Below are 18,368 nucleotides of genomic sequence, written 5' to 3'. Positions count from 1 at the left end.
CGGGCCGCGCTCAGACATCACCGTGCACCCGCTCGCGCAGGGACCGCCGGTATGCCTCCAGCGCCAGCAGGTCGGCGAACAGCCGCTCGTAGTCCTGCGGCTGGGCCTGCGGGTCGACCCGCTGCAGCCGGGCCTTGACGTCGGTGACGCGGCGGGCGGCGTCCAGCTCGAGCAGCCGGGCCATCAGCGACGTGGCGTAGCGCTCGTCGGCCTGGTCGACGGACGGGACGGGCTCCACCGCCAGCTCGCGCACCAGCCCCCGGACGGCGTCGTCCGGGCAGGCCGCCAGCACGGCGTCCACCCACTCCAGCCCGCTCAGTGCCGCGGCGGGGCCGCCCGCGGCCGCGATCGCGGCGTGCACCTGCGCGTAGGCGACCGCCGTGAACGCGCTCGGCTCCACCGAGGCGAACCACTCCCCCACCAGCGCCGGCTCCTGCAGCACGCACTTCAGCGCCTCGCGTTCCACCGCGTAGCGCGGGTCCCGCCGGTCCGGCGGGGGCACCCGCGGCGGGGCGGTCGTGGCCTGGTCGTCGCGGCCCGGCTCACGGTCGGACCCGCGTTCGGACCCGCGCTCCGCCTCGTGCTCCGGCGACTCCGGGCGCCGCCGCTGCTCGGCGGCGGGGCGACCCGACGATCCGTCGGAGCGACCCGCCGCCGCGACCGCGCGTGCGACCGGCTGCTCGTCCATGCCCAGCCAGCCGGCCAGGACCCGGGCGTACTCCGGGCGCAGAGCCGCGTCGCGGATCCGCGCCACGACCGGCGCGGCCGCCCGCAGGCCGGCGACGCGTCCCTCAGCGGTGCCGAGGTCGTACGACGACAGGGTCGACCGGATCGCGAACTCGAACAGCGGCACCCGGTGGTCCACCAGCGCCCGCACCGCCTCGTCGCCGCGCTGCTGCCGCAGGTCGCACGGGTCAAGCCCGGACGACTCGACCGCGACGAACGTCTGCGCGACGAAGCGCTGGTCCTCCTCGAACGCGCGCAGCGCGGCCTTCTGGCCCGCCGCGTCCCCGTCGAACGTGAACACCACCTCGCCGCGCATCGCGTCGTCGTCCATCAGCAGCCGGCGCAGCACCTTCACGTGCTCCGACCCGAACGCCGTGCCGCAGGTCGCGACCGCGGTCGGCACGCCCGACAGGTGGCAGGCCATCACGTCGGTGTAGCCCTCCACCACGACCGCCTGCTGCTGCTTGGAGATCTCGCGGCGGGCCAGGTCGATGCCGTACAGCACCTGGCTCTTCTTGTAGATCGGCGTCTCCGGGGTGTTGAGGTACTTCGGTCCCTCGTCGTCCTGGTGCAGCCGTCGGGCACCGAAGCCGATCGTGTCCCCGGACATGTCGCGGATCGGCCAGACAAGACGACCACGGAACCGGTCATAAACCCCGCGATTGCCTTGCGACACAAGCCCTCCGGCCAGTATCTCCTGGTCGGTGAAACCGCGCTGGCGCAGGTGCGACGTCAGCGCGTCCCAGGACTTCGGCGCATAGCCCACGCCGAAGTGCTCCGCTGCCGCGTCGTCGAACCCACGCTCGGCGAGGAACCGCCGCCCGATCTCGGCCTCGGGCGATGCCAGCCGCTCCCGGTAGAACAAGGCCGCCGCCTTGTGCGCGTCGACCAGCCGGGTCCGCTGGCCCTGCTGCCGGTTGACGGCGGCGCCGCCCTCCTCGTACCGCAGCTGGACGCCGACCTTGCCCGCGAGCTTCTCGACCGATTCGGCGAAGGTGAGGTGGTCGACCTTCTGCACGAAGGAGATGACGTCCCCGCCTTCCCCGCACCCGAAGCAGTAGTAGAGACCACGGGAGGGGGTCACGTGGAAGGACGGGCTGCGCTCGTCGTGGAAGGGGCACAGTCCCTTCAGCGACCCGCCGCCGGCCGGCTTGAGCCCGACGTACTCGCGCACCACGTCGTCGATGCGGGCCCGCTCGCGGACGAGGGCCACGTCCTCGTCCCGGATCCGACCCGCCATGCGGGGATCCTAGGCGCGGCTCGGCGGCGCCGCCGACGCCCGTCCCCAGCCCCGTCGGTGACGCGTGGCTAGGGTGCGCGGATGCACCTCGACGTGGCCCGGCTGCGCGCCGACACCCCCGGCTGCGAGCGCGTCGTCCACCTCAACAACGCCGGTTCGTCGCTCCCGCCGGACGTGGTCGTCGAGACGGTGGTCACCCACCTGCGCCGCGAGGCCGAGATCGGCGGGTACGAGGCGCACGCCGAGGCCGCCGAGCGCATCGACGGGGTGTACGACTCGGTCGCCGACCTCCTCGGCACGCAGGCGCGCAACATCGCCCAGCAGGAGTCCGCGACGGCTGCGTGGCACCGGGCGCTGCTGTCGGTCCCGTTCGAGGCCGGCGACCGGGTGCTGGTCGCGACCAGCGAGTACGCCAGCAACGTGCTGCCGCTGCTGCAGCTGGTCGGCCGCCTCGGGGTCACGGTCGAGTTCGTCCCCGACGGGGCGGACGGCGCGCTGGACCCCGCCGCGCTCCGGTCGATGCTGGACGAGCGGGTCCGGCTGGTCGCGGTGACCCACGCGCCCAGCCAGAACGGCCTGGTCAACGACGCCGCCGGCGTCGGACGCGTGCTCCGCGACACCGGGAGCGACGCCTGGTACCTCCTCGACGCCTGCCAGTCAGTCGGCCAGCTCCCCGTCGACGTGTCCGGGATCGGCTGCGACTTCCTGTCGGCGACCGGGCGCAAGTTCCTGCGAGGCCCGCGAGGCACCGGCTTCCTCTACGCCTCGGACCGGGCGCTCGCCCTGGAGCCCTACCCCCTGGACCTGCACTCGGCGACCTGGACCGGCGACGCGTCGTACGCGGTCGCCGACACCGCACGTCGGTACGAGCTCTGGGAGCGCTCGTACGCGGGCCTGCTCGGGCTCGGGGCCGCGGTGGACTACGCGCGGGCCCTCGGGGTGGACCGGCTGCGCGACCGGATCCGCTCGCTGACCGAGCGGGCCCGGGCCGGGCTGGCCGAGGTCCCCGGGGTCGTGGTGCGCGACCGCGGGTCCGAGCGGGGCGGCATCGTGACACTCACCCACGACCGGGTCGCCGCGGCCGACATCGTGGGCGCGCTGCGGTCGCTGGGCATCAACACCAGCCTGTCGACGCCGGAGTACGCATTGCAGGACTTCACCACGCAGCAGGTCGACGCCCTGGTGCGGGTCAGCCCGCACGCGTACAACACCGAGGCCGAGATCGACCGGCTGGTGGCGGCGGTCGCCGACGTCACGCGGTGACGCCGACAGTGGGTCGTCCGCGGAAGATCCACTTCCGCCGCACGCCAGTCGCCCGCCGCACAGTTGTGAGGCGAACGGTCGCTACCCGACGCTCGAGGGCCCGGGTAACGACCCGTCGGCTCACTTCTGCGGACTCCGCCGACGGCGGGCAGCGTCGCGGCCTAGCGGCACAGCCGATGGTGCCAGTCCACCACGCTGACGTCGGTCAGACTGGCGACCTGGTCGACGACGACCCGCAGCCGGGCCGCGTCGTCGGGAGCCGCGGCGTACGCCGGCCGCAGCCAGGGGTCCAGCGACCGTCCCCCGTCCAGCACCAGCGCCGACACCAGCTCCGTCAGCGTCGCGCGCTGCGCCTCGTACACCGCCTCGGCACCCTCGCGCTGCATCACGTACACGGCGGCCACGGCCTTCATCACCGCGACCTCGTGCCGGGTCGGCTCGGGCACGACCAGGTCGGCTGCGTACCGGGTCAGCCGTCCACCCCCGGAGCGCGACCGGGTGGCCGTCTCCGCCGCCGAGCAGAAGCGGCCGATCAGCTGCGAGGTCAGGTTCTTCAGCGCTGCGAGCCCGCGCTGGGAACCGTCGTACGACCCCGGCCAGTACGGCAGCGCCAGCAGCCGGTCCAGGGCGGCCTCCAGTGCCGCGGGGTCGGCGCCGCGCACGTACCAGGACCCGCACAGCTGGACCACCCGGGCGCGCTCGGCACCCGAGGCCAGCGCCCGCAGGTCCAGGTGGCCGCCGTGCACGGCGTCCTCCACGTCGTGCACCGAGTACGCGACGTCGTCCGCCCAGTCCATGACCTGCGCCTCGAAGCAGCGCCGGTCCTCCGGCGCCGGGGCGCGGACCCAGTCGAAGACCTCGACGTCGTCGGCGTACACGCCGAACTTCCGGGTGCCCTCGCGCCGCGGCCACGGGTACTTCGTGGCGGCGTCCAGCGCCGCCCGGGTCAGGTTGAGCCCGACGCTGCGCCCGGTGGCGGGGTCGAAGGTCTTGGCCTCCAACCGGGTGAGGACCCGCAGGGACTGGGCGTTGCCCTCGAAGCCGCCGATGCCGGCGCAGACGGCGTCGAGCGCGTCCTCGCCGTTGTGCCCGTAGGGCGGGTGCCCGAGGTCGTGCGCCAGGCAGGCGACCTCCACCAGGTCGGGGTCGCAGCCGAACGACGCCCCGAGCTCGCGCCCCACCTGCGCGACCTCGAGGGTGTGGGTCAGCCGGGTGCGCGGGAAGTCCTCCTGGCCCGCCACCAGGACCTGGGTCTTCGCCGCCAGCCGGCGCAGGGCGGCGCTGTGCAGGACCCGGGCGCGGTCGCGCGCGAACGCGGTGCGGCCGCTGCGCTTGGGCGGCTCCTCGACGTAGCGCCGCTCGTCCGCGGGGTCGTACCCCGGGGAGAGCCGGTCGTCGGGCGGCTCCGGCCGGTACTCGGGCATCGGCGCGACCCTAGCCACCCCGCGCACACGCGTGTTCAACCAGAGGGTTGACAAGAGTGTCCGGCCCGGGCAGGGTTCGTCGTCAACCGAACAGTTGAGCAAGGGGGTGCCGTGTCGGCCGACCCGCTGTCCCGCGCCTTCGCGGCGCTGTCCGACCCGACCCGCCGCGACATCGTGGCCCGGCTGACCGCCGGGGACGCCACCGTCGGCGAGCTGGCCGCCCCGTACGACGTGAGCCTGCAGGCGGTCTCCAAGCACCTGCGGGTGCTCGAGGACGCCGGCCTGGTGTCCCGTCGCCGGGAGGCCCAACGCCGACCGGTGCACCTCGAGGCGGAGGTGCTGGACCTGATGACCGGCTGGATCGAGCGCTACCGGCGACGCGCGGAGGACCGCTACCGCCGCCTCGACACGGTCCTGGCCGGCCTCCCCCACGACGTCGAGCCGCTCCCCCCGCAGACCCCCCCGGACACCACCGACTCCGCCGAGAGGAACCCGTCATGATTGAGCCGCGTGCCGCCGCCCACCCCGAGACCCGGATCGAGGTCGACGCCGACGTCCCTCTCGTACGCATCACCCGCGAGTTCGACGCCCCGCCGGCCGCGGTCTTCCGCGCCCACACCGACCCCGACCTGGTCGTGCAGTGGCTCGGCCCGCGCGACCTGGTGATGGAGGTCGAGCGGTACGACTGCCGCACCGGCGGCGGCTACCGCTACGTCCACCGGCGCGGCGACGACGAGTTCTGGTTCCACGGCAGCTTCCACGAGGTCCGGCCCAGCGAGCGGATCGTGCAGACGTTCACGTTCGAGGGGATGCCGGACGGCGTGGCGCTGGAGAAGCTCGTGCTGACCCCGCTGGACGGCGGTTCCCGCACCCTGCTCACCGCGACGTCCCTGGTCGACTCGTTCGCCGACCGGGACGCGTTCGTGGCCAGCGGCATGGAGACCGGCGTGGTGCAGGGGTACGAGCGCCTGGACGACCTGCTGGCCCGCTGACCTCCCGGCCGGGCGGGACCCCCCTCAGCCCGGGAGGACCGGGTCGACCGACCGCTGGGTGAGCAGCTCGAACCGCAGCAGCCCGAGGGTCTCCCGGGCGACGTACTCCGCGGTGAGCCCGGTGCCCGGCCCGGTCGAGGCCGCCGAGACGTGGGCGTCGATGCCCAGGGACTCGGCGACGCGGCGGACCCGGGCCAGGTGCGCCGGGTCGGACACCAGGGTCGCGGAGGACCAGCCTCGGTCGGCCATCAGGTCCGCCACGGCCCGCAGGCTGGAGTAGGTGTCCCCGCCGCGCTGCACGGCCACCACCCGCGACGACGGCACGCCGGCCTGTAGCAGCACCTGGCGTCCCGCGGCGGCCTCGGTCACGGCGTCGCCGGGGCGCCCGTCCCCCACGGTCACCACGACCGGGGCGACGCCGTCGGCGTAGAGCTGCAGGGCGTGGTCGAGTCGCGCGGAGGCCACCGGACCGGGGTCGCCCCAGTACTGCGCGGCACCCAGGACGACGATCGCGTCGGTCCGGGTCCGGTCGTCGCTGCCGGCCGACAGCACCACGTCGCCGCCGGCGAGGGCGGGGCCGGCGACCGCGATCAGGCCCAGCGCGGCGAGCACGGCCACCACTGCCCGACGCACCGGGTGCGACCGACGACGACCGCGGTCCGGCTCCGCCTCCTCGGCGGACCCGTCCCCCGTGGCCGACGTCCGGACGACGACGAGGCGGTCGGGCGCATGGCCAGGGGCGCGGACGGGGACGGACACGTCCGGCATCGTCACACAAACAACATCCGTCACACACGCACCAGGCCCGGCGCGTCGCGCCGGGCCTGGTGCGATCCGTCTGCCGGGTCAGCGGGTGTCGCTCATCCCCACCTTCGCCTCGAGTGCGGACCGGCCGGCCTCGAGCCGGGCCACCGGGACCCGGAACGGCGAGCAGGACACGTAGTCCAGCCCGGCCTCGTCGAAGAAGTGCACCGACTCCGGGTCGCCGCCGTGCTCGCCGCAGACGCCGCAGTGCAGCTCCGGCCGGGTCGCGCGACCCTGCTCCACCGCGATCTTGACCAGGGCCCCGACGCCGTCGCGGTCGATCGACTCGAACGGCGAGACGCCGAACACGCCGCGCTCGAGGTAGGCCGAGAAGAAGCCGCCCTCGACGTCGTCGCGGCTGAAGCCCCAGGTGGTCTGGGTGAGGTCGTTGGTGCCGAAGGAGAAGAACTCGGCGACCTCGGCGATCTGGCCGGCGGTGAGCGCGGCGCGCGGCAGCTCGATCATCGTGCCGATCGGGAACCGCAGCGAGCAGCCGTGCACCTTGGCCACCTCGGCCAGGACCGTCTGCGCCTCCTCGGCGATGAGCTCGAGCTCCTGCACGCTGCCGACCAGCGGGATCATGATCTCCGCCATCGGGTGGCCGCCGAGCCGGTTGCGGAAGCAGGCCGCCTCGGCGATCGCGCGGACCTGCAGCGCGAACAGGCCGGGGATGACCAGGCCGAGGCGCACCCCGCGCAGGCCCAGCATCGGGTTGGCCTCGTGCAGCCGGTTGACCGCCTGCAGCAGCCGCAGGTCGTTCTCGCTGGTCTCGCCCCGCGCCTCGGCGACGGCCGTGCGCACGGCGAGCTCGGTGCGGTCGGGCAGGAACTCGTGCAGCGGCGGGTCGAGCAGCCGGATGGTCACCGGCTTGCCGTCCATCGCCTCGAGGATGCGGACGAAGTCCTTGCGCTGCAGCGGGAGCAGCGCGTCCAGCGCCTCCTGCCGCTCCACCTCGTCCTCGGCCAGGATCAGCCGCTCGACGTACTGCTTGCGCTCGCCGAGGAACATGTGCTCGGTGCGGCACAGGCCGATGCCCTCCGCACCCATCCGGCGCGCGCGGGCGCTGTCGTCGGGGGTGTCGGCGTTGGCGCGCACGCGCAGCCGGCGGACCTCGTCGGCGTGCCGCATGATGCGGTCCACGGCCTTGACCAGGTCACCGGCCTCCTCCCACTCCGGGTCGAGATCGCCCTCGAAGTAGCGCACCACCGGCGAGGGGACCACCGGCACCTCGCCGAGGAACACCTCGCCGCTGGTGCCGTCGATCGAGATGACGTCGCCCTCCTCGATCAGGCGGCCGTCAGCAGTGCGCATGCGGTGGAACTTGGTGTCGACCTCCAGGTCCTCCGCTCCGCAGACCGCGGTCTTGCCCATGCCGCGGGCGACGACGGCCGCGTGCGAGGTCTTGCCGCCGCGCGAGGTGAGCACGCCGGCCGCGGCGACCATGCCCTCGAGGTCGTCGGGGTTGGTCTCGCGGCGGATCAGGATGACCTGCTCGCCCGAGCGGGCCCACTTGACCGCGGTGCCGGAGTCGAAGACGCACTTGCCGACCGCGGCGCCGGGCGAGGCCGCGATGCCCTTGGCGACCCGCTCGTACTCCCCGTCGGCGTCGAAGTGGGGGAACATCAGCTGCGCCAGCTGGGCCCCGTTGACGCGCATGAGGGCCTCGTCCATGGAGATGAGACCCTCGTCGACGAGCTGGATCGCGATGCGGAACGCCGCGGCCGCGGTGCGCTTGCCGATGCGGGTCTGCAGCATCCACAGCCGGCGGTTCTCGATGGTGAACTCGATGTCGCACAGGTCGCGGTAGTGCGTCTCGAGGGTGTGCATGATCTCGAGCAGCTCGTCGTGCGACTTCTTGTCCAGGTCCTCGAGCGCGTCCAGGGACATGGTGTTGCGGATGCCCGCGACGACGTCCTCGCCCTGGGCGTCGGGCAGGTAGTCGCCGTAGGAGCCGGTGGCGCCCGAGCCCGGGTCGCGGGTGAACGCCACACCGGTGCCGGAGCCCTCGCCGAGGTTGCCGAACACCATCGCCTGCACGTTGACCGCGGTGCCCAGGTCGCTGGGGATCCGCTCCTGGCGGCGGTAGAGCCGGGCCCGGTCGGTGTTCCAGGAGTTGAAGACGGCCAGCACCGCCATGTCCAGCTGCTCGCGCGGGGCCTGCGGGAACTCGCGGCCGGTCTGCTCGCGGATGATGTGCTTGTAGGTCGACACCAGGCCGCGCAGGTCCTCCGGCTTCAGGTCGATGTCCAGCGTCGCGCCGGTGAGGTCCTTCACGGTGTCCAGCGCGTCCTCGAACAGCGCCCCGTCGATGCCGAGGACGGTCTTGCCGAACATCTGCAGCAGTCGGCGGTAGGAGTCCCAGGCGAACCGGCCGTCGCCGGTCTGCCGCTCCACGGCCTCGACCGACTCGTCGTTGAGGCCGATGTTGAGGACGGTCTCCATCATCCCGGGCATCGAGAACTTGGCGCCCGAGCGGACCGACACCAGCAGCGGGTCCTCCGGGTCGCCGAGGCGGCGGCCCATCGTCGACTCCAGCCAGTGCAGCTTCTCGGTCACCTGGGCCGCGAGCTCCAGCGGGGGCTCGCCGTGGTGCAGGTAGAACCGGCACGCCTCGGTGGTGATGGTGAAGCCGGGGGGCACCGGCAGACCCATCCGGGTCATCTCGGCCAGGTTGGCACCCTTGCCGCCCAGCAGGTCCTTCTGGTCCTTGTCACCCTGGGTGAAGTCGTACACGTACTCGGTCATGAAGGAAGGACCTCGCGTCTCCTCGTGGGCCACCGGCCGTCCGGTCGGACGGCTGCGACGCTAGCCCACCGTGTGCCGGCCGTCCGGTGTAGGGGCCAGAGGTCCCCGTACGCGGGACGTTCCGACCGTGATACCCCGACCGGTATGGGCCGTCCGTCCCGGACCCGACCCGGGGACGCGCTCAGCCGCCGCTGACGCCGAGCTCGGCGCCGGCGAGGTCCGCGGCCGCGGCGGGGTCGAGGTACGGCGAGTCCAGCCACCCGTCGGGCAGGGTCGGCCGGCGGCCGCCGCCGGTCCGGCCGCGGGGACCGGAGCCCACCGCGGTGTCGAAGGGCTGGTCGGGGTCGATCTGCGCGAGCAGGTCGTCCAACTCGGCCAGCGTCGCCACCGTGCCGAGGGCGGCGCGCACCGAGCGCGGCACCGAGAAGCCCTTGAGGTACCACGCCATGTGCTTGCGGATGTCGCGGCAGCCCTTGACCTCGCCGTACTGCTCGCACAGCAGCACGGCGTGCCGCCGCAGCAGCGCCAGCACGCCACGCAGGTCGGGGTCCGCGGGCACCGGCTCCCCGCGGAAGGCCGCGGCGAGCTGGCCGAACAGCCACGGCCGTCCCAGGCAGCCGCGCCCGACCACGACCCCGTCGCACCCGGTCTCGGCCACCATCCGCAGCGCGTCCGCCGCGGTCCACACGTCCCCGTTGCCGAGCACCGGGGTCCCGTACGGCTCGAGCGACTCCTTCAGCCGCGCGATCGAGGCCCAGTCCGCGCGGTCGCCGTACATCTGCTCGGTGGTGCGGCCGTGCAGGGCCACCCAGGCGACGCCCTCCTCGGCCGCGGCCCGCCCGGCGTCGAGGTAGGTCAGGTGGTCCTCGTCGATGCCGCGCCGCATCTTCACCGTGACCGGGACCCGCCCGTCCGCGGCGCCCACCGCGGACCGCACGATGTCGCGGAACAGGTCCCGCTTCCACGGCAGCGCGCTGCCGCCGCCCTTGCGGGTCACCTTGGGCACCGGGCAGCCGAAGTTGAGGTCGACGTGGTCGGCCCGGTCCTCGTCCACCACGATCCGGACCGCCTCGGCCACGACCTGCGGGTCGACGCCGTACAGCTGCACCGATCGCGGCGCCTCGTCCGGGTCGAACGTGACCATGTCCATCGTCTCGGCGGAGCGCTCCACCAGCGCGCGGGACGTGACCATCTCCGAGACGTAGAGCCCGGCACCCGCCTCGCGGCACAGCCGCCGGAACGACCGGTTGGTGATCCCGGCCATCGGCGCCAGGACGACAGCGGGGACCTCGACGTCGCCGACCCGCAGGCGCAGGTCGCGCGCCGGGGCGGCCGGGTCGGCGGTCAGGGTCACCGGGCCATTGTCCGGTATCCCCCGGTCCTGGTCCCCCGCGCGCGGCCGCCTACGGTGACGGGCCAGAATCGGCGCCCGTGACCACACCGACCTCCGGCGGCCCCTCGTACGCCGCCACCGTCCTGACCGGCCGCCGCCGCTGGGTCGCCCTCGCGTTCCTCTCGCTCGGCGTCGCGATGATCATCCTCGACGCCACGGTCGTCAACGTCGCGATCCCGACCATCGTCAAGGACCTCGGGCTCACCACGACCGACGCGGAGTGGGTCAACGCCGCGTACGCGCTGGTGTTCGCCTCGCTGCTGCTGGTGTCGGGGCGGCTCGCGGACCTGTTCGGGCGCCGGCTGATGTTCCTCGGCGGCGTCGCGGTGTTCGTCGTCGCCAGCGTGCTGGTCGCGGCGTCCGGCAGCGGCACCGCCCTCATTGGCGCGCGCGCCCTGCAGGGGCTCGGCGCGGCCATGATCCTGCCGTCGTCGCTGTCGGTGCTGAACGCGGTCTTCGTGGGCAAGGCGCGCGCCGTGGCCTTCGCCGCGTGGGGCGCCACCATCGGCGGGATGGCCGCCCTCGGCCCGCTGGTCGGGGGCTGGCTGACCGAGAACGCGTCGTGGCACTGGGCGTTCCTCATCAACGTGCCGATCGGGATCGCGGTCTTCGTCGCGGTGCTGCTGATCGTCCCGGAGACCCGGGAGCCCGGCGGACGACGAGGCGTGGACGTGCCCGGCACGCTGCTCGCGACCTTCGGTCTGCTCGGCGTGGTGTTCGCCCTGATCGAGGGGCAGCGCTACGGCTGGGTGGTGCTGCAGGCGCCGTTCGAGGCCGGCCCGGTGACGTGGACGTGGTCGGTGTCCCCGGTTCTGGTGGCCGCTGTCGTGGGCCTCGCGCTGCTCGCCGCGTTCCTGCTGGTCGAGCAACGACGCATCGCCGCCGACCAGGTGGTGGTGGTCGACCTGCGGCTGTTCCGCATCCGCACGTTCGGAGCCGGCAACGTGGTGGCGCTGGTCGTCAGCCTCGGCGAGTTCGGCCTGCTGTTCGCGCTGCCGCTGTTCCTGCAGACCGTGCGCGGCTACTCCGCGTTCGACACCGGCGTGATCCTGCTCGCACTGGCGCTCGGGTCCTTCACCGCGTCCGGGGCGGGCGCCGGCCTGGCACAGCGGATCGGCCCCGTGCGGGTCCTGCAGATCGGCATGGGGCTGGAGGCGATCGGCATCCTCGGCCTCGGCCTGGTGATCTCGACGTCGGTCACCGGCTGGGCACTGGCACCGTGGCTGTTCCTCTACGGCGCGGGCGTCGGCTTCGCCACCGCCCAGCTCACCGGCGTGATCCTGGCCGAGATCCCGGTCGCTGAGTCCGGCCAGGCGTCGGCCGTCCAGTCCACCTCCCGCCAGGTCGGGGCGGCGATCGGCACGGCGGTGCTGGGCACCACCCTGCTCATCGGGATGGGGTCGATCACCGGCCAGCTGGAGGACCGCGGGGTCCAGACCGCGCAGGCCGAGCAGGTGACCGAAGCCGTCCGGGCGTCCGCAGGCACGGTCATCCCGTCGCTGGCAGCGGCGCCCAACGGCGAGGTCCTGGTCGAGGGGGCGTCCGAGGGCTATGCGGATGCGACCCGGATGGTCGCCTGGGTGGCGGCCGCGTTCGTCACCGCCGGGCTGGGCACCAGCTTCCTGCTGCCCGCGAACGCCGCCCGGCGCGAGGACGAGGGCTACGAGCCGCCGCACCCGCACGGGGAGCGACACCAGGCGGACCCGGTCTGACGGGGTGAGTCGCGGCGCGGGACGGACGCACGACGCACCCGGTCAGTTGATGATCGGGGCGTTGCCGGCCGTCATGGCCGCGAGGCGTTCCCGCCAGGAGTCGCGTTGCTCGTCGGTGAGGCGCGCCCAGTCGTGGACCTCCTCGACGATCAGGAGCGGCGCGGTGGACCGGTACGAGCGGGTGGGGTTCCCCGGGAACTTCTTGTCGGTGACGTTGGGGTCGTTCTCGTACTCGCCGGTCGGTTCGACCCGGTAGACGTGAGCGGTGGGGTTACCGGTGAGCAGGACGGCGATCTCGGCGGCCAGACCCGCACCGTCCACCAGTGCGGTGAAGTAGATGTGGTTCATCAGCGTGTCGGGACGGTAGTTCGACGGGTGGCCCGCAGTGAGGTGGGTGCCCGGGGCGAGTGGGCGACTGGTGCCGTGGAAGAACGGTCCGGGATCGGAGACGGCGGTGGCACCGGAGGGTGCCGTGATGGCGGCGGCGACGCTGTCCGGGACGTGCGCGAGGTCGCGTGGTCGGTTCGGGTCGTTCATGGGCCGAGTATGCGCGCGCGACTGACGGCGGCGACCGAGGTCGAGGCTCCGCCGGCGGCAGTGGCCTAGGTCACCCCCGGGATTCCCCTGGGATCCGGCCAAACCAGGGGTCGGCCCCCGCCCGGGGCTGCTAGACCTCCTCGGCAGCGCCTACACCTGAGGGAGTGCCCATGCGCGACCACGCGCCGACACGCAGACCACGACGGGGACGACTGGTGGCCGGGATGGCCGCCCTGGGGCTGGCAGCGACCGCCACCCTGTGGGCCGGCTCCCCCGCCAGCGCCGGTGACGTCACCGACCCGACCCCCGTGCCGAAGCCGAAGCCCAAGCTGGTGAACCTGCAGCTGCTGGCGTTCAACGACTACCACGGCCACGTCGAGGCGACCGACTCCGGCACCATCGGCGACCAGGCGGCGGGCGGCGGCGCGTACCTGTCGACGAAGCTCAAGCAGCTGCGCCAGGGCAAGAAGTACAGCCTCACCGTCGCTGCCGGCGACCTGATCGGCGGCTCCCCGGCCTTCTCGGGCCTCTTCCACGACGAGCCGTCCGTGGAGTCGCTCAACGCCATGGGCCTCGTCGTCTCCAGCGTGGGCAACCACGAGTTCGACGAGGGCGTCACCGAGCTGCTGCGCATGCAGCGCGGTGGCTGCCACCCGGTCGACGGCTGCTACTTCCCGGACCAGCCGTACGCGGGCGCCGACTTCCAGTGGCTGGCGGCCAACGTGGTGTCGGAGTCCACCGGCAAGACCCCGCTGCCCCCGTACTGGATCACCGACGTCGCCGGCGTCAAGGTCGGCTTCATCGGCATGACGCTGGAGGCCACCGACACGCTCGTCGCGGCTGCGGGCATCAAGGGCTGGGACTTCCGCGACGAGGCGCGCACCGCCAACCGGCTGGTGCCGATCCTGAAGAAGAAGGGCGTGGAGACGATCGTCGTGCTGCTGCACGAGGGCGCCTCCCAGACCCCGCCGCCCGGGAACATCAACGCCTGCGTCGGCATCACCGGCCCGGTCGTCGACATCAACAAGGCGCTCGATCCCGAGATCGACGCCCTGATCACCGGCCACACCCACCTGCCGTACAAGTGCAAGCTGAAGGACCCGGCGGGCAACCCGCGCATCGTGACCAGCGCCTACTCGTACGGCAAGGTCGTCTCCGAGATCAACCTGGTGCTGGACAAGAACACCGGCGACGTCCGCCGCAAGCTGAGCACGGCCACCAACCACGCGGTGCTGCAGCCCTCGGAGGAGGGCACGGTCGCGGGCGCGGTGCAGCCCGACCCGGCCATCCTGCGGATCATCGACAAGTGGAAGCCGCTGTACGACGAGGCCGGGACCAAGCCGGTCGGCAGCATCACCGCCGACATCGACCGCGGCGGCGACCCGCCGGGGTCGGACCGCGGCGTGGAGTCGGCCGCGGGCAACCTGGTCGCCGACGCCCAGCTGTGGGCCACGTCCGCGGCGGGCGCGCAGGTCGCGTTCATGAACCCCGGCGGCGTGCGCTCGGACCTGACGTACGCGTCGTCCGAGGACGGCGAGGGTGACGGCGTGGTGACCTTCGGCGAGGCGTTCACGTTCCAGCCGTTCGGCAACACGCTCGTCACCATGGGCATGACCGGGGCGCAGATCGTGAAGGTGCTGGAGGAGCAGTGCCAGCCGGCCGGCTCGAGCCGTCCGTTCCTGCACCTCGGGGTGTCCGAGGGCTTCACGTACACGCTGTCCAAGACCATCACCGACGGCGACTGCACCGCGGTGAGCGTCACCAACGTGAAGCTGGACGGCAAGGCGCTCGACAGCGCCACGACCTACCAGGTCACGGTGAACAACTTCCTGGCCGACGGCGGTGACAACTTCACCACGTTCGGCGACGTCACCGGCGCACGGCTCGACGGTGGCAACGACCTGCAGGCGCTGATCAACTACTTCGGCGCCTACAGCCCGGTGTCACCGCCCTCGACCGACCGGGTCACCGAGGTCGGCTGACACAGGACGACAAGGACGCCCCGGGGCCTCGGCCCCGGGGCGTCCTGCGCGTTCAGCGGGCGGTGCCGATGAGCGTGGGGGTCACCGGGGGGATGTTGAGCATCGTCACGTCGCGCAGGCCCTCGACGTCGTAGCCGGCGGCGACGAACGCGGCCCGGGTGTCGCGGTCGGCGTGGCAGCCACCGGTGAGCCGCGGCCAGACGGGGCGGACGCCACGCTGCAGCACCCCGGTGAACGACCGCGGCTGCTGGGCCCGCACGTGCTCGAGTACGCACACGACGCCGCCGGGCCGCAGCACCCGGCGGGCCTCGGCGAGCGCGGCGGCGGGGTCCTCGATCGTGCACAGCACGTAGGCGAACAGCACCGAGTCGACCGAGTCGTCCTCCAACGGGAGCGCCTCGCCGAGGGCGTCGACGACCTCGACCTCGACGCCGCCAGCCACGATCTGCTCGACCCGGTGCCGAGCGGCGTGCCGCATCGGCTCCGACGGCTCGACGGCGACGACCGAGGTCACCGCGGGCGGCAGGTGCTCCAGGTCGTGGCCGGGTCCCAGCCCGACGATGAGCAGCCGGCCGTGCGCGGGCGCGAGCACCCTGGCCCGCAGTTCGCCCAGGCCGGTGCGCTCGCCGACAGCGGCGACGACGCCGTACACCCGGCTGAAGACCGGGTGGTCGTGCGCGTGGACGGGCACCGGCTCGTCCTCAGCAGGAGGGCAGCCGGGACGCCAGCCAGCCCTCGAGCGCGTCCATCCCGATCCGCTCCTGCGCCATCGAGTCGCGCTCGCGGACGGTCACCGCCCGGTCCTCCAGCGAGTCGAAGTCGACGGTGACGCAGAACGGCGTGCCGATCTCGTCGTTCCGGCGGTAGCGGCGGCCGATGGCCCCCGCGTCGTCGAAGTCGACGTTCCAGCGCCGCCGCAGGGTCGCCGCCAAGTCCCGCGCGACCGGGGACAGGTCGGCGTTGCGCGACAGCGGGAGCACGGCCGCCTTCACCGGCGCCAGCCGCGGATCCAGACGGAGCACCGTGCGCTTGTCGATGCCGCCCTTGGCGTTGGGGGCCTCGTCCTCGTCGTACGCGTCGAGCAGGAACGCCAGCACCGCGCGGGTCAGGCCCGCGGCCGGCTCGATGACGTAGGGGACCCAGCGCTCGCCGGACTCCTGGTCGAAGTACGACAGGTCCACGCCGGAGTGCTGGCCGTGCGTGGTCAGGTCGAAGTCGGTGCGGTTGGCGATCCCCTCCAGCTCGGCCCACTCCGAGCCGGCGAAGCGGAACCGGTACTCGATGTCCACGGTCCGCTTGGAGTAGTGCGACAGCTTCTCCTTCGGGTGCTCGAAGAAGCGCATGTTGTCGGGGTCGAGGCCGAGGTCGACGTACCAGTCCCAGCGCTGCTGCAGCCAGTACTCGTGCCACTCCTCGTCGGTGCCGGGCTGGACGAAGAACTCCATCTCCATCTGCTCGAACTCGCGGGTGCGGAAGATGAAGTTGCCCGGGGTGATCTCGTTGCGGAACGACTTGCCGGTCTGCCCGATGCCGAACGGCGGCTTCTTCCGCGACGCGTTCATCACGTTGAGGTAGTTGACGAAGATGCCCTGCGCGGTCTCCGGCCGCAGGTAGTGCACCGCGCCGGCGTCCTCCACCGGCCCGACCATGGTGCGCAGCATCCCGTTGAAGTCGCGGGGCTCGGTGAACTCGCCCTTGGTCCCGCAGTTGGTGCACACGACGTCGCCCAGCCCGTGCTCGGGGGGTCGGCCGTGCTTCTCCTCGTACGCCTCGAGCAGCTGATCCGCGCGCCAGCGCTTGTGGCACTTCTTGCACTCGGTCAGCGGGTCGACGAAGGCGTCCACGTGCCCCGATGCCGTCCAGACCTGTGGCGCCAGGATGACCGAGGAGTCGATGCCGACGACGTCGTCGCGGCCGCGCACGACGGCCTGCCACCACTGGCGACGGACGTTCTCCTTGAGCTCCACGCCGTGCGGCCCGTAGTCCCAGGCGGACCGGGTGCCCCCGTAGATCTCGCTGGAGGGGAAGACGAATCCCCTGCGCTTGCAGAGGTTGACGACGGAATCGACCCGATCGGCGGCCACGTGGCCCTCCACTCCGGCTGGGTGTCGGCGGACGAGCGCACACCCTAACCCGGGTAGGCCTCCAGCTCCGCGCGGGCCTGCTCCGGCGTGAGGGGCTCGAACGCCTCGTAGTGCCAGGTGAGGGACCGCCGGGCCAGCGGCCTGACGGCGGCGACGACCTCGTCGTACAGCAGTGCCAGGGTCGCCTCCTCCTGGCGGGGACAGACGGGGACGGCGAGCACGCTGCGACCGGCGCCGGCGCCCTTGACCGCCCGGCCGACGAGCCGGGCCGCGGTGCCTGTCTCCACCGCGTCGTCGACGACCAGGACGGTGCGGCCCGCCAGCCCGTCGGGGAGCGTCACGGTCGGCTCGCCACCGTCCGGCCGGTACATGTCGGCGCCGAGCAGCGGCGCGCCCAGCGCGCGGGCCACCTCCACCGCCGCCGGGACGCCGTTGGGCAGGACCGCCAGGACGACCACGGCGGGATCCGCTGCGAACCGCTGCGTGAGCGGCACGAGCGCGCGCCCGCCGTCGGCCAGGTCCGCGAACCGGCCCGTCCCCGCGGTTACCACGGTCCGCTCTCCACGTCGGGGGCGGCGGCGTGGCCGAGGGACACCGTGTCGGCGTCCGCGGCGCGGGAGCTCGGCGCGGTCACCGACGCGGTGCCGTCGTGGTCGACGAGCACCTCGTACGCGGTCGGCTCGTCCAGCGCGCGGGACAGCAGCGGGACGCCGACCAGCTTGACCTCGTACGCGGACAGCGCCCGGCGGTAGGAGCCCACGTCGTCCCAGCGGGTGGTCAGGGTGAACAGGTCGGGGTCGTCGGCGGACCGGCCCACCCAGCCGCCGCGGAACCCGCGCTGGGCGCCGAGCGCGTCGAGGGCACGGTGGGCCGCCGCGAGGAACTCCGCGGCCCCCGACGCCGGCACGGAGTAGCGGGTCAGCACGAGCACCGGCGGTGCCTCCGCGACGGGGATGCCACCATGGGGGGCCACGCTATCCCTCCGCCCGATCCCCGACCCCGGGAGCACCGATGGCCCAGTCCGAGCCGAAGCGCCCGAAGCAGACCGGCCGGTCCGGCGTGCGCGGGCCCGGCGGCCCGCCGCCGGTGGGGCCGCCGAACCCGGCCCGGTACGGCGGCCGCACGGTCACCCCGGGCCGGGCCCGGTTCGAGGACGCCAGCCGGCCGTGGCTGCTGCGGCTGCGCCGCATGCCGACCTGGCTGGTCATCATCGCGATGGGGCTGTTCCTGTTCGCCGGCCTGGTGCTGACCGGGCCGCTGGCCTGGCTCGGCGGGCTCTTCCTGCTGGTCACCGCGGCGTTCCTGGGCTGGCTGCTGGCGCTGTCCTGGCCGGTGCTCACCACCAGCTCGCGGGTCCTGCGCGTCGTCGTCGTGGGCATGGTCGTGGGGATCGCGGTGCTGAAGTTCCTCGGCCGGATGTAGCCCGCGCCGAACTGGAATCGACAATCATTTTCAACAAGGGCTAG

16 protein-coding genes are annotated in these 18,368 nt (G+C 73.2%); 6 read left to right on the top strand and 10 right to left on the bottom strand.

Annotation, left to right across the window (positions count from 1 at the left end; genetic code table 11):
* Positions 1-10: 10 nt before the first annotated feature.
* Positions 11-1,966 (bottom strand): DNA primase, encoded by a 1,956-nt coding sequence (dnaG, locus tag R2737_06170; protein MEZ5115838.1) that lies wholly within the window; start codon positions 1,964-1,966, stop codon positions 11-13.
* Positions 1,967-2,047: 81 nt separating this feature from the next.
* Here dnaG and R2737_06165 point away from each other — a divergent pair, with 81 nt between their 5' ends.
* Positions 2,048-3,229: an aminotransferase class V-fold PLP-dependent enzyme gene (locus R2737_06165; GenBank protein ID MEZ5115837.1), complete on the top strand. Its 1,182-nt coding sequence runs from the start codon at positions 2,048-2,050 to the stop codon at positions 3,227-3,229.
* A gap of 161 nt (positions 3,230-3,390) precedes the next feature.
* Here the strand turns inward: R2737_06165 and R2737_06160 are convergent, their stop codons facing one another.
* Positions 3,391-4,653 carry a deoxyguanosinetriphosphate triphosphohydrolase gene (locus tag R2737_06160; GenBank protein MEZ5115836.1) on the bottom strand — a complete coding sequence of 421 codons (1,263 nt, stop codon included), beginning with the start codon at positions 4,651-4,653 and terminating at the stop codon, positions 3,391-3,393.
* Between the two features lie 111 nt (positions 4,654-4,764).
* Between R2737_06160 and R2737_06155 the strand changes: the two genes are divergently transcribed.
* Both R2737_06155 and R2737_06150 read left to right on the top strand, forming a co-directional pair.
* Entirely contained in the window at positions 4,765-5,154 is a 390-nt protein-coding gene (locus R2737_06155; GenBank protein MEZ5115835.1) for a metalloregulator ArsR/SmtB family transcription factor, read from the top strand.
* Positions 5,151-5,645, top strand: a complete 495-nt coding sequence (locus R2737_06150; protein ID MEZ5115834.1) for an SRPBCC family protein — start codon at positions 5,151-5,153, stop codon at positions 5,643-5,645. Before R2737_06155 ends, R2737_06150 begins: the two co-directional genes overlap by 4 nt.
* Before the next feature lie 24 nt (positions 5,646-5,669).
* Here R2737_06150 and R2737_06145 read toward each other — a convergent pair whose 3' ends face one another.
* From R2737_06145 to dusB, 3 genes are all read right to left on the bottom strand, one after another.
* Positions 5,670-6,404 carry a YdcF family protein gene (locus R2737_06145; GenBank protein MEZ5115833.1) on the bottom strand — a complete coding sequence of 245 codons (735 nt, stop codon included), beginning with the start codon at positions 6,402-6,404 and terminating at the stop codon, positions 5,670-5,672.
* 87 nt (positions 6,405-6,491) lie between these two features.
* Positions 6,492-9,194, bottom strand: a complete 2,703-nt coding sequence (ppdK, locus tag R2737_06140; GenBank protein MEZ5115832.1) for a pyruvate, phosphate dikinase — start codon at positions 9,192-9,194, stop codon at positions 6,492-6,494.
* Between the two features lie 181 nt (positions 9,195-9,375).
* Complete coding sequence (gene dusB / locus R2737_06135; GenBank protein MEZ5115831.1) at positions 9,376-10,548, bottom strand: tRNA dihydrouridine synthase DusB; 1,173 nt, start codon at positions 10,546-10,548, stop codon at positions 9,376-9,378.
* Positions 10,549-10,625: 77 nt separating this feature from the next.
* Here dusB and R2737_06130 point away from each other — a divergent pair, with 77 nt between their 5' ends.
* Complete coding sequence (locus R2737_06130; GenBank protein ID MEZ5115830.1) at positions 10,626-12,299, top strand: DHA2 family efflux MFS transporter permease subunit; 1,674 nt, start codon at positions 10,626-10,628, stop codon at positions 12,297-12,299.
* A 42-nt stretch (positions 12,300-12,341) separates the two neighbouring features.
* On the opposite strand, the gene R2737_06125 is transcribed toward R2737_06130, so the two are convergent.
* Positions 12,342-12,836, bottom strand: a complete 495-nt coding sequence (locus R2737_06125) for an NAD(+)--rifampin ADP-ribosyltransferase (GenBank protein MEZ5115829.1) — start codon at positions 12,834-12,836, stop codon at positions 12,342-12,344.
* A gap of 170 nt (positions 12,837-13,006) precedes the next feature.
* Between R2737_06125 and R2737_06120 the strand changes: the two genes are divergently transcribed.
* Positions 13,007-14,818: a bifunctional metallophosphatase/5'-nucleotidase gene (locus tag R2737_06120; GenBank protein MEZ5115828.1), complete on the top strand. Its 1,812-nt coding sequence runs from the start codon at positions 13,007-13,009 to the stop codon at positions 14,816-14,818.
* A 52-nt stretch (positions 14,819-14,870) separates the two neighbouring features.
* Here R2737_06120 and R2737_06115 read toward each other — a convergent pair whose 3' ends face one another.
* Genes R2737_06115 through R2737_06100 form a run of 4 tightly spaced genes read right to left on the bottom strand, consistent with a single transcriptional unit; the run spans position 14,871 to position 17,875 of the window.
* On the bottom strand, positions 14,871-15,509 hold the full coding sequence (locus R2737_06115) for a class I SAM-dependent methyltransferase (protein MEZ5115827.1): 639 nt from the start codon (positions 15,507-15,509) through the stop codon (positions 14,871-14,873).
* A 10-nt stretch (positions 15,510-15,519) separates the two neighbouring features.
* Positions 15,520-16,902 (bottom strand): glycine--tRNA ligase, encoded by a 1,383-nt coding sequence (locus tag R2737_06110; GenBank protein ID MEZ5115826.1) that lies wholly within the window; start codon positions 16,900-16,902, stop codon positions 15,520-15,522.
* Between the two features lie 44 nt (positions 16,903-16,946).
* Positions 16,947-17,453 carry a phosphoribosyltransferase family protein gene (locus R2737_06105; protein ID MEZ5115825.1) on the bottom strand — a complete coding sequence of 169 codons (507 nt, stop codon included), beginning with the start codon at positions 17,451-17,453 and terminating at the stop codon, positions 16,947-16,949.
* Positions 17,447-17,875 (bottom strand): antibiotic biosynthesis monooxygenase family protein, encoded by a 429-nt coding sequence (locus R2737_06100; GenBank protein MEZ5115824.1) that lies wholly within the window; start codon positions 17,873-17,875, stop codon positions 17,447-17,449. The genes R2737_06105 and R2737_06100 overlap by 7 nt, the downstream gene beginning before the upstream one ends.
* A 38-nt stretch (positions 17,876-17,913) precedes the next feature.
* Between R2737_06100 and R2737_06095 the strand changes: the two genes are divergently transcribed.
* A complete protein-coding gene (locus R2737_06095) occupies positions 17,914-18,324 on the top strand; it encodes a DUF6703 family protein (GenBank protein MEZ5115823.1) in 411 nt (136 codons plus the stop codon).
* The last annotated feature ends 44 nt before the right edge of the window (positions 18,325-18,368 follow it).

The organism is Candidatus Nanopelagicales bacterium (assembly GCA_041393815.1).
In the GTDB taxonomy this organism is placed as follows: Bacteria; Actinomycetota; Actinomycetes; order S36-B12; family JAWKJK01; genus JAWKJK01.
Note: the sequence above shows the minus strand (reverse complement) of the source record. Positions and strands in the feature narration are given on the sequence as shown.

Bases quoted from the DNA above. Each gene is read 5' to 3' on its own strand.
- R2737_06095 (MEZ5115823.1), top strand. From the start codon at position 17,914: ATGGCCCAGTCCGAGCCGAAGCGCCCGAAGCAGACCGGCCGGTCCGGC.
- ppdK (MEZ5115832.1), bottom strand. From the start codon at position 9,194: ATGACCGAGTACGTGTACGACTTCACCCAGGGTGACAAGGACCAGAAG.
- R2737_06160 (MEZ5115836.1), bottom strand. From the start codon at position 4,653: ATGCCCGAGTACCGGCCGGAGCCGCCCGACGACCGGCTCTCCCCGGGG.
- R2737_06125 (MEZ5115829.1), bottom strand. From the start codon at position 12,836: ATGAACGACCCGAACCGACCACGCGACCTCGCGCACGTCCCGGACAGC.
- R2737_06150 (MEZ5115834.1), top strand. From the start codon at position 5,151: ATGATTGAGCCGCGTGCCGCCGCCCACCCCGAGACCCGGATCGAGGTC.
- R2737_06165 (MEZ5115837.1), top strand. From the start codon at position 2,048: ATGCACCTCGACGTGGCCCGGCTGCGCGCCGACACCCCCGGCTGCGAG.
- R2737_06120 (MEZ5115828.1), top strand. From the start codon at position 13,007: ATGCGCGACCACGCGCCGACACGCAGACCACGACGGGGACGACTGGTG.
- dnaG (MEZ5115838.1), bottom strand. From the start codon at position 1,966: ATGGCGGGTCGGATCCGGGACGAGGACGTGGCCCTCGTCCGCGAGCGG.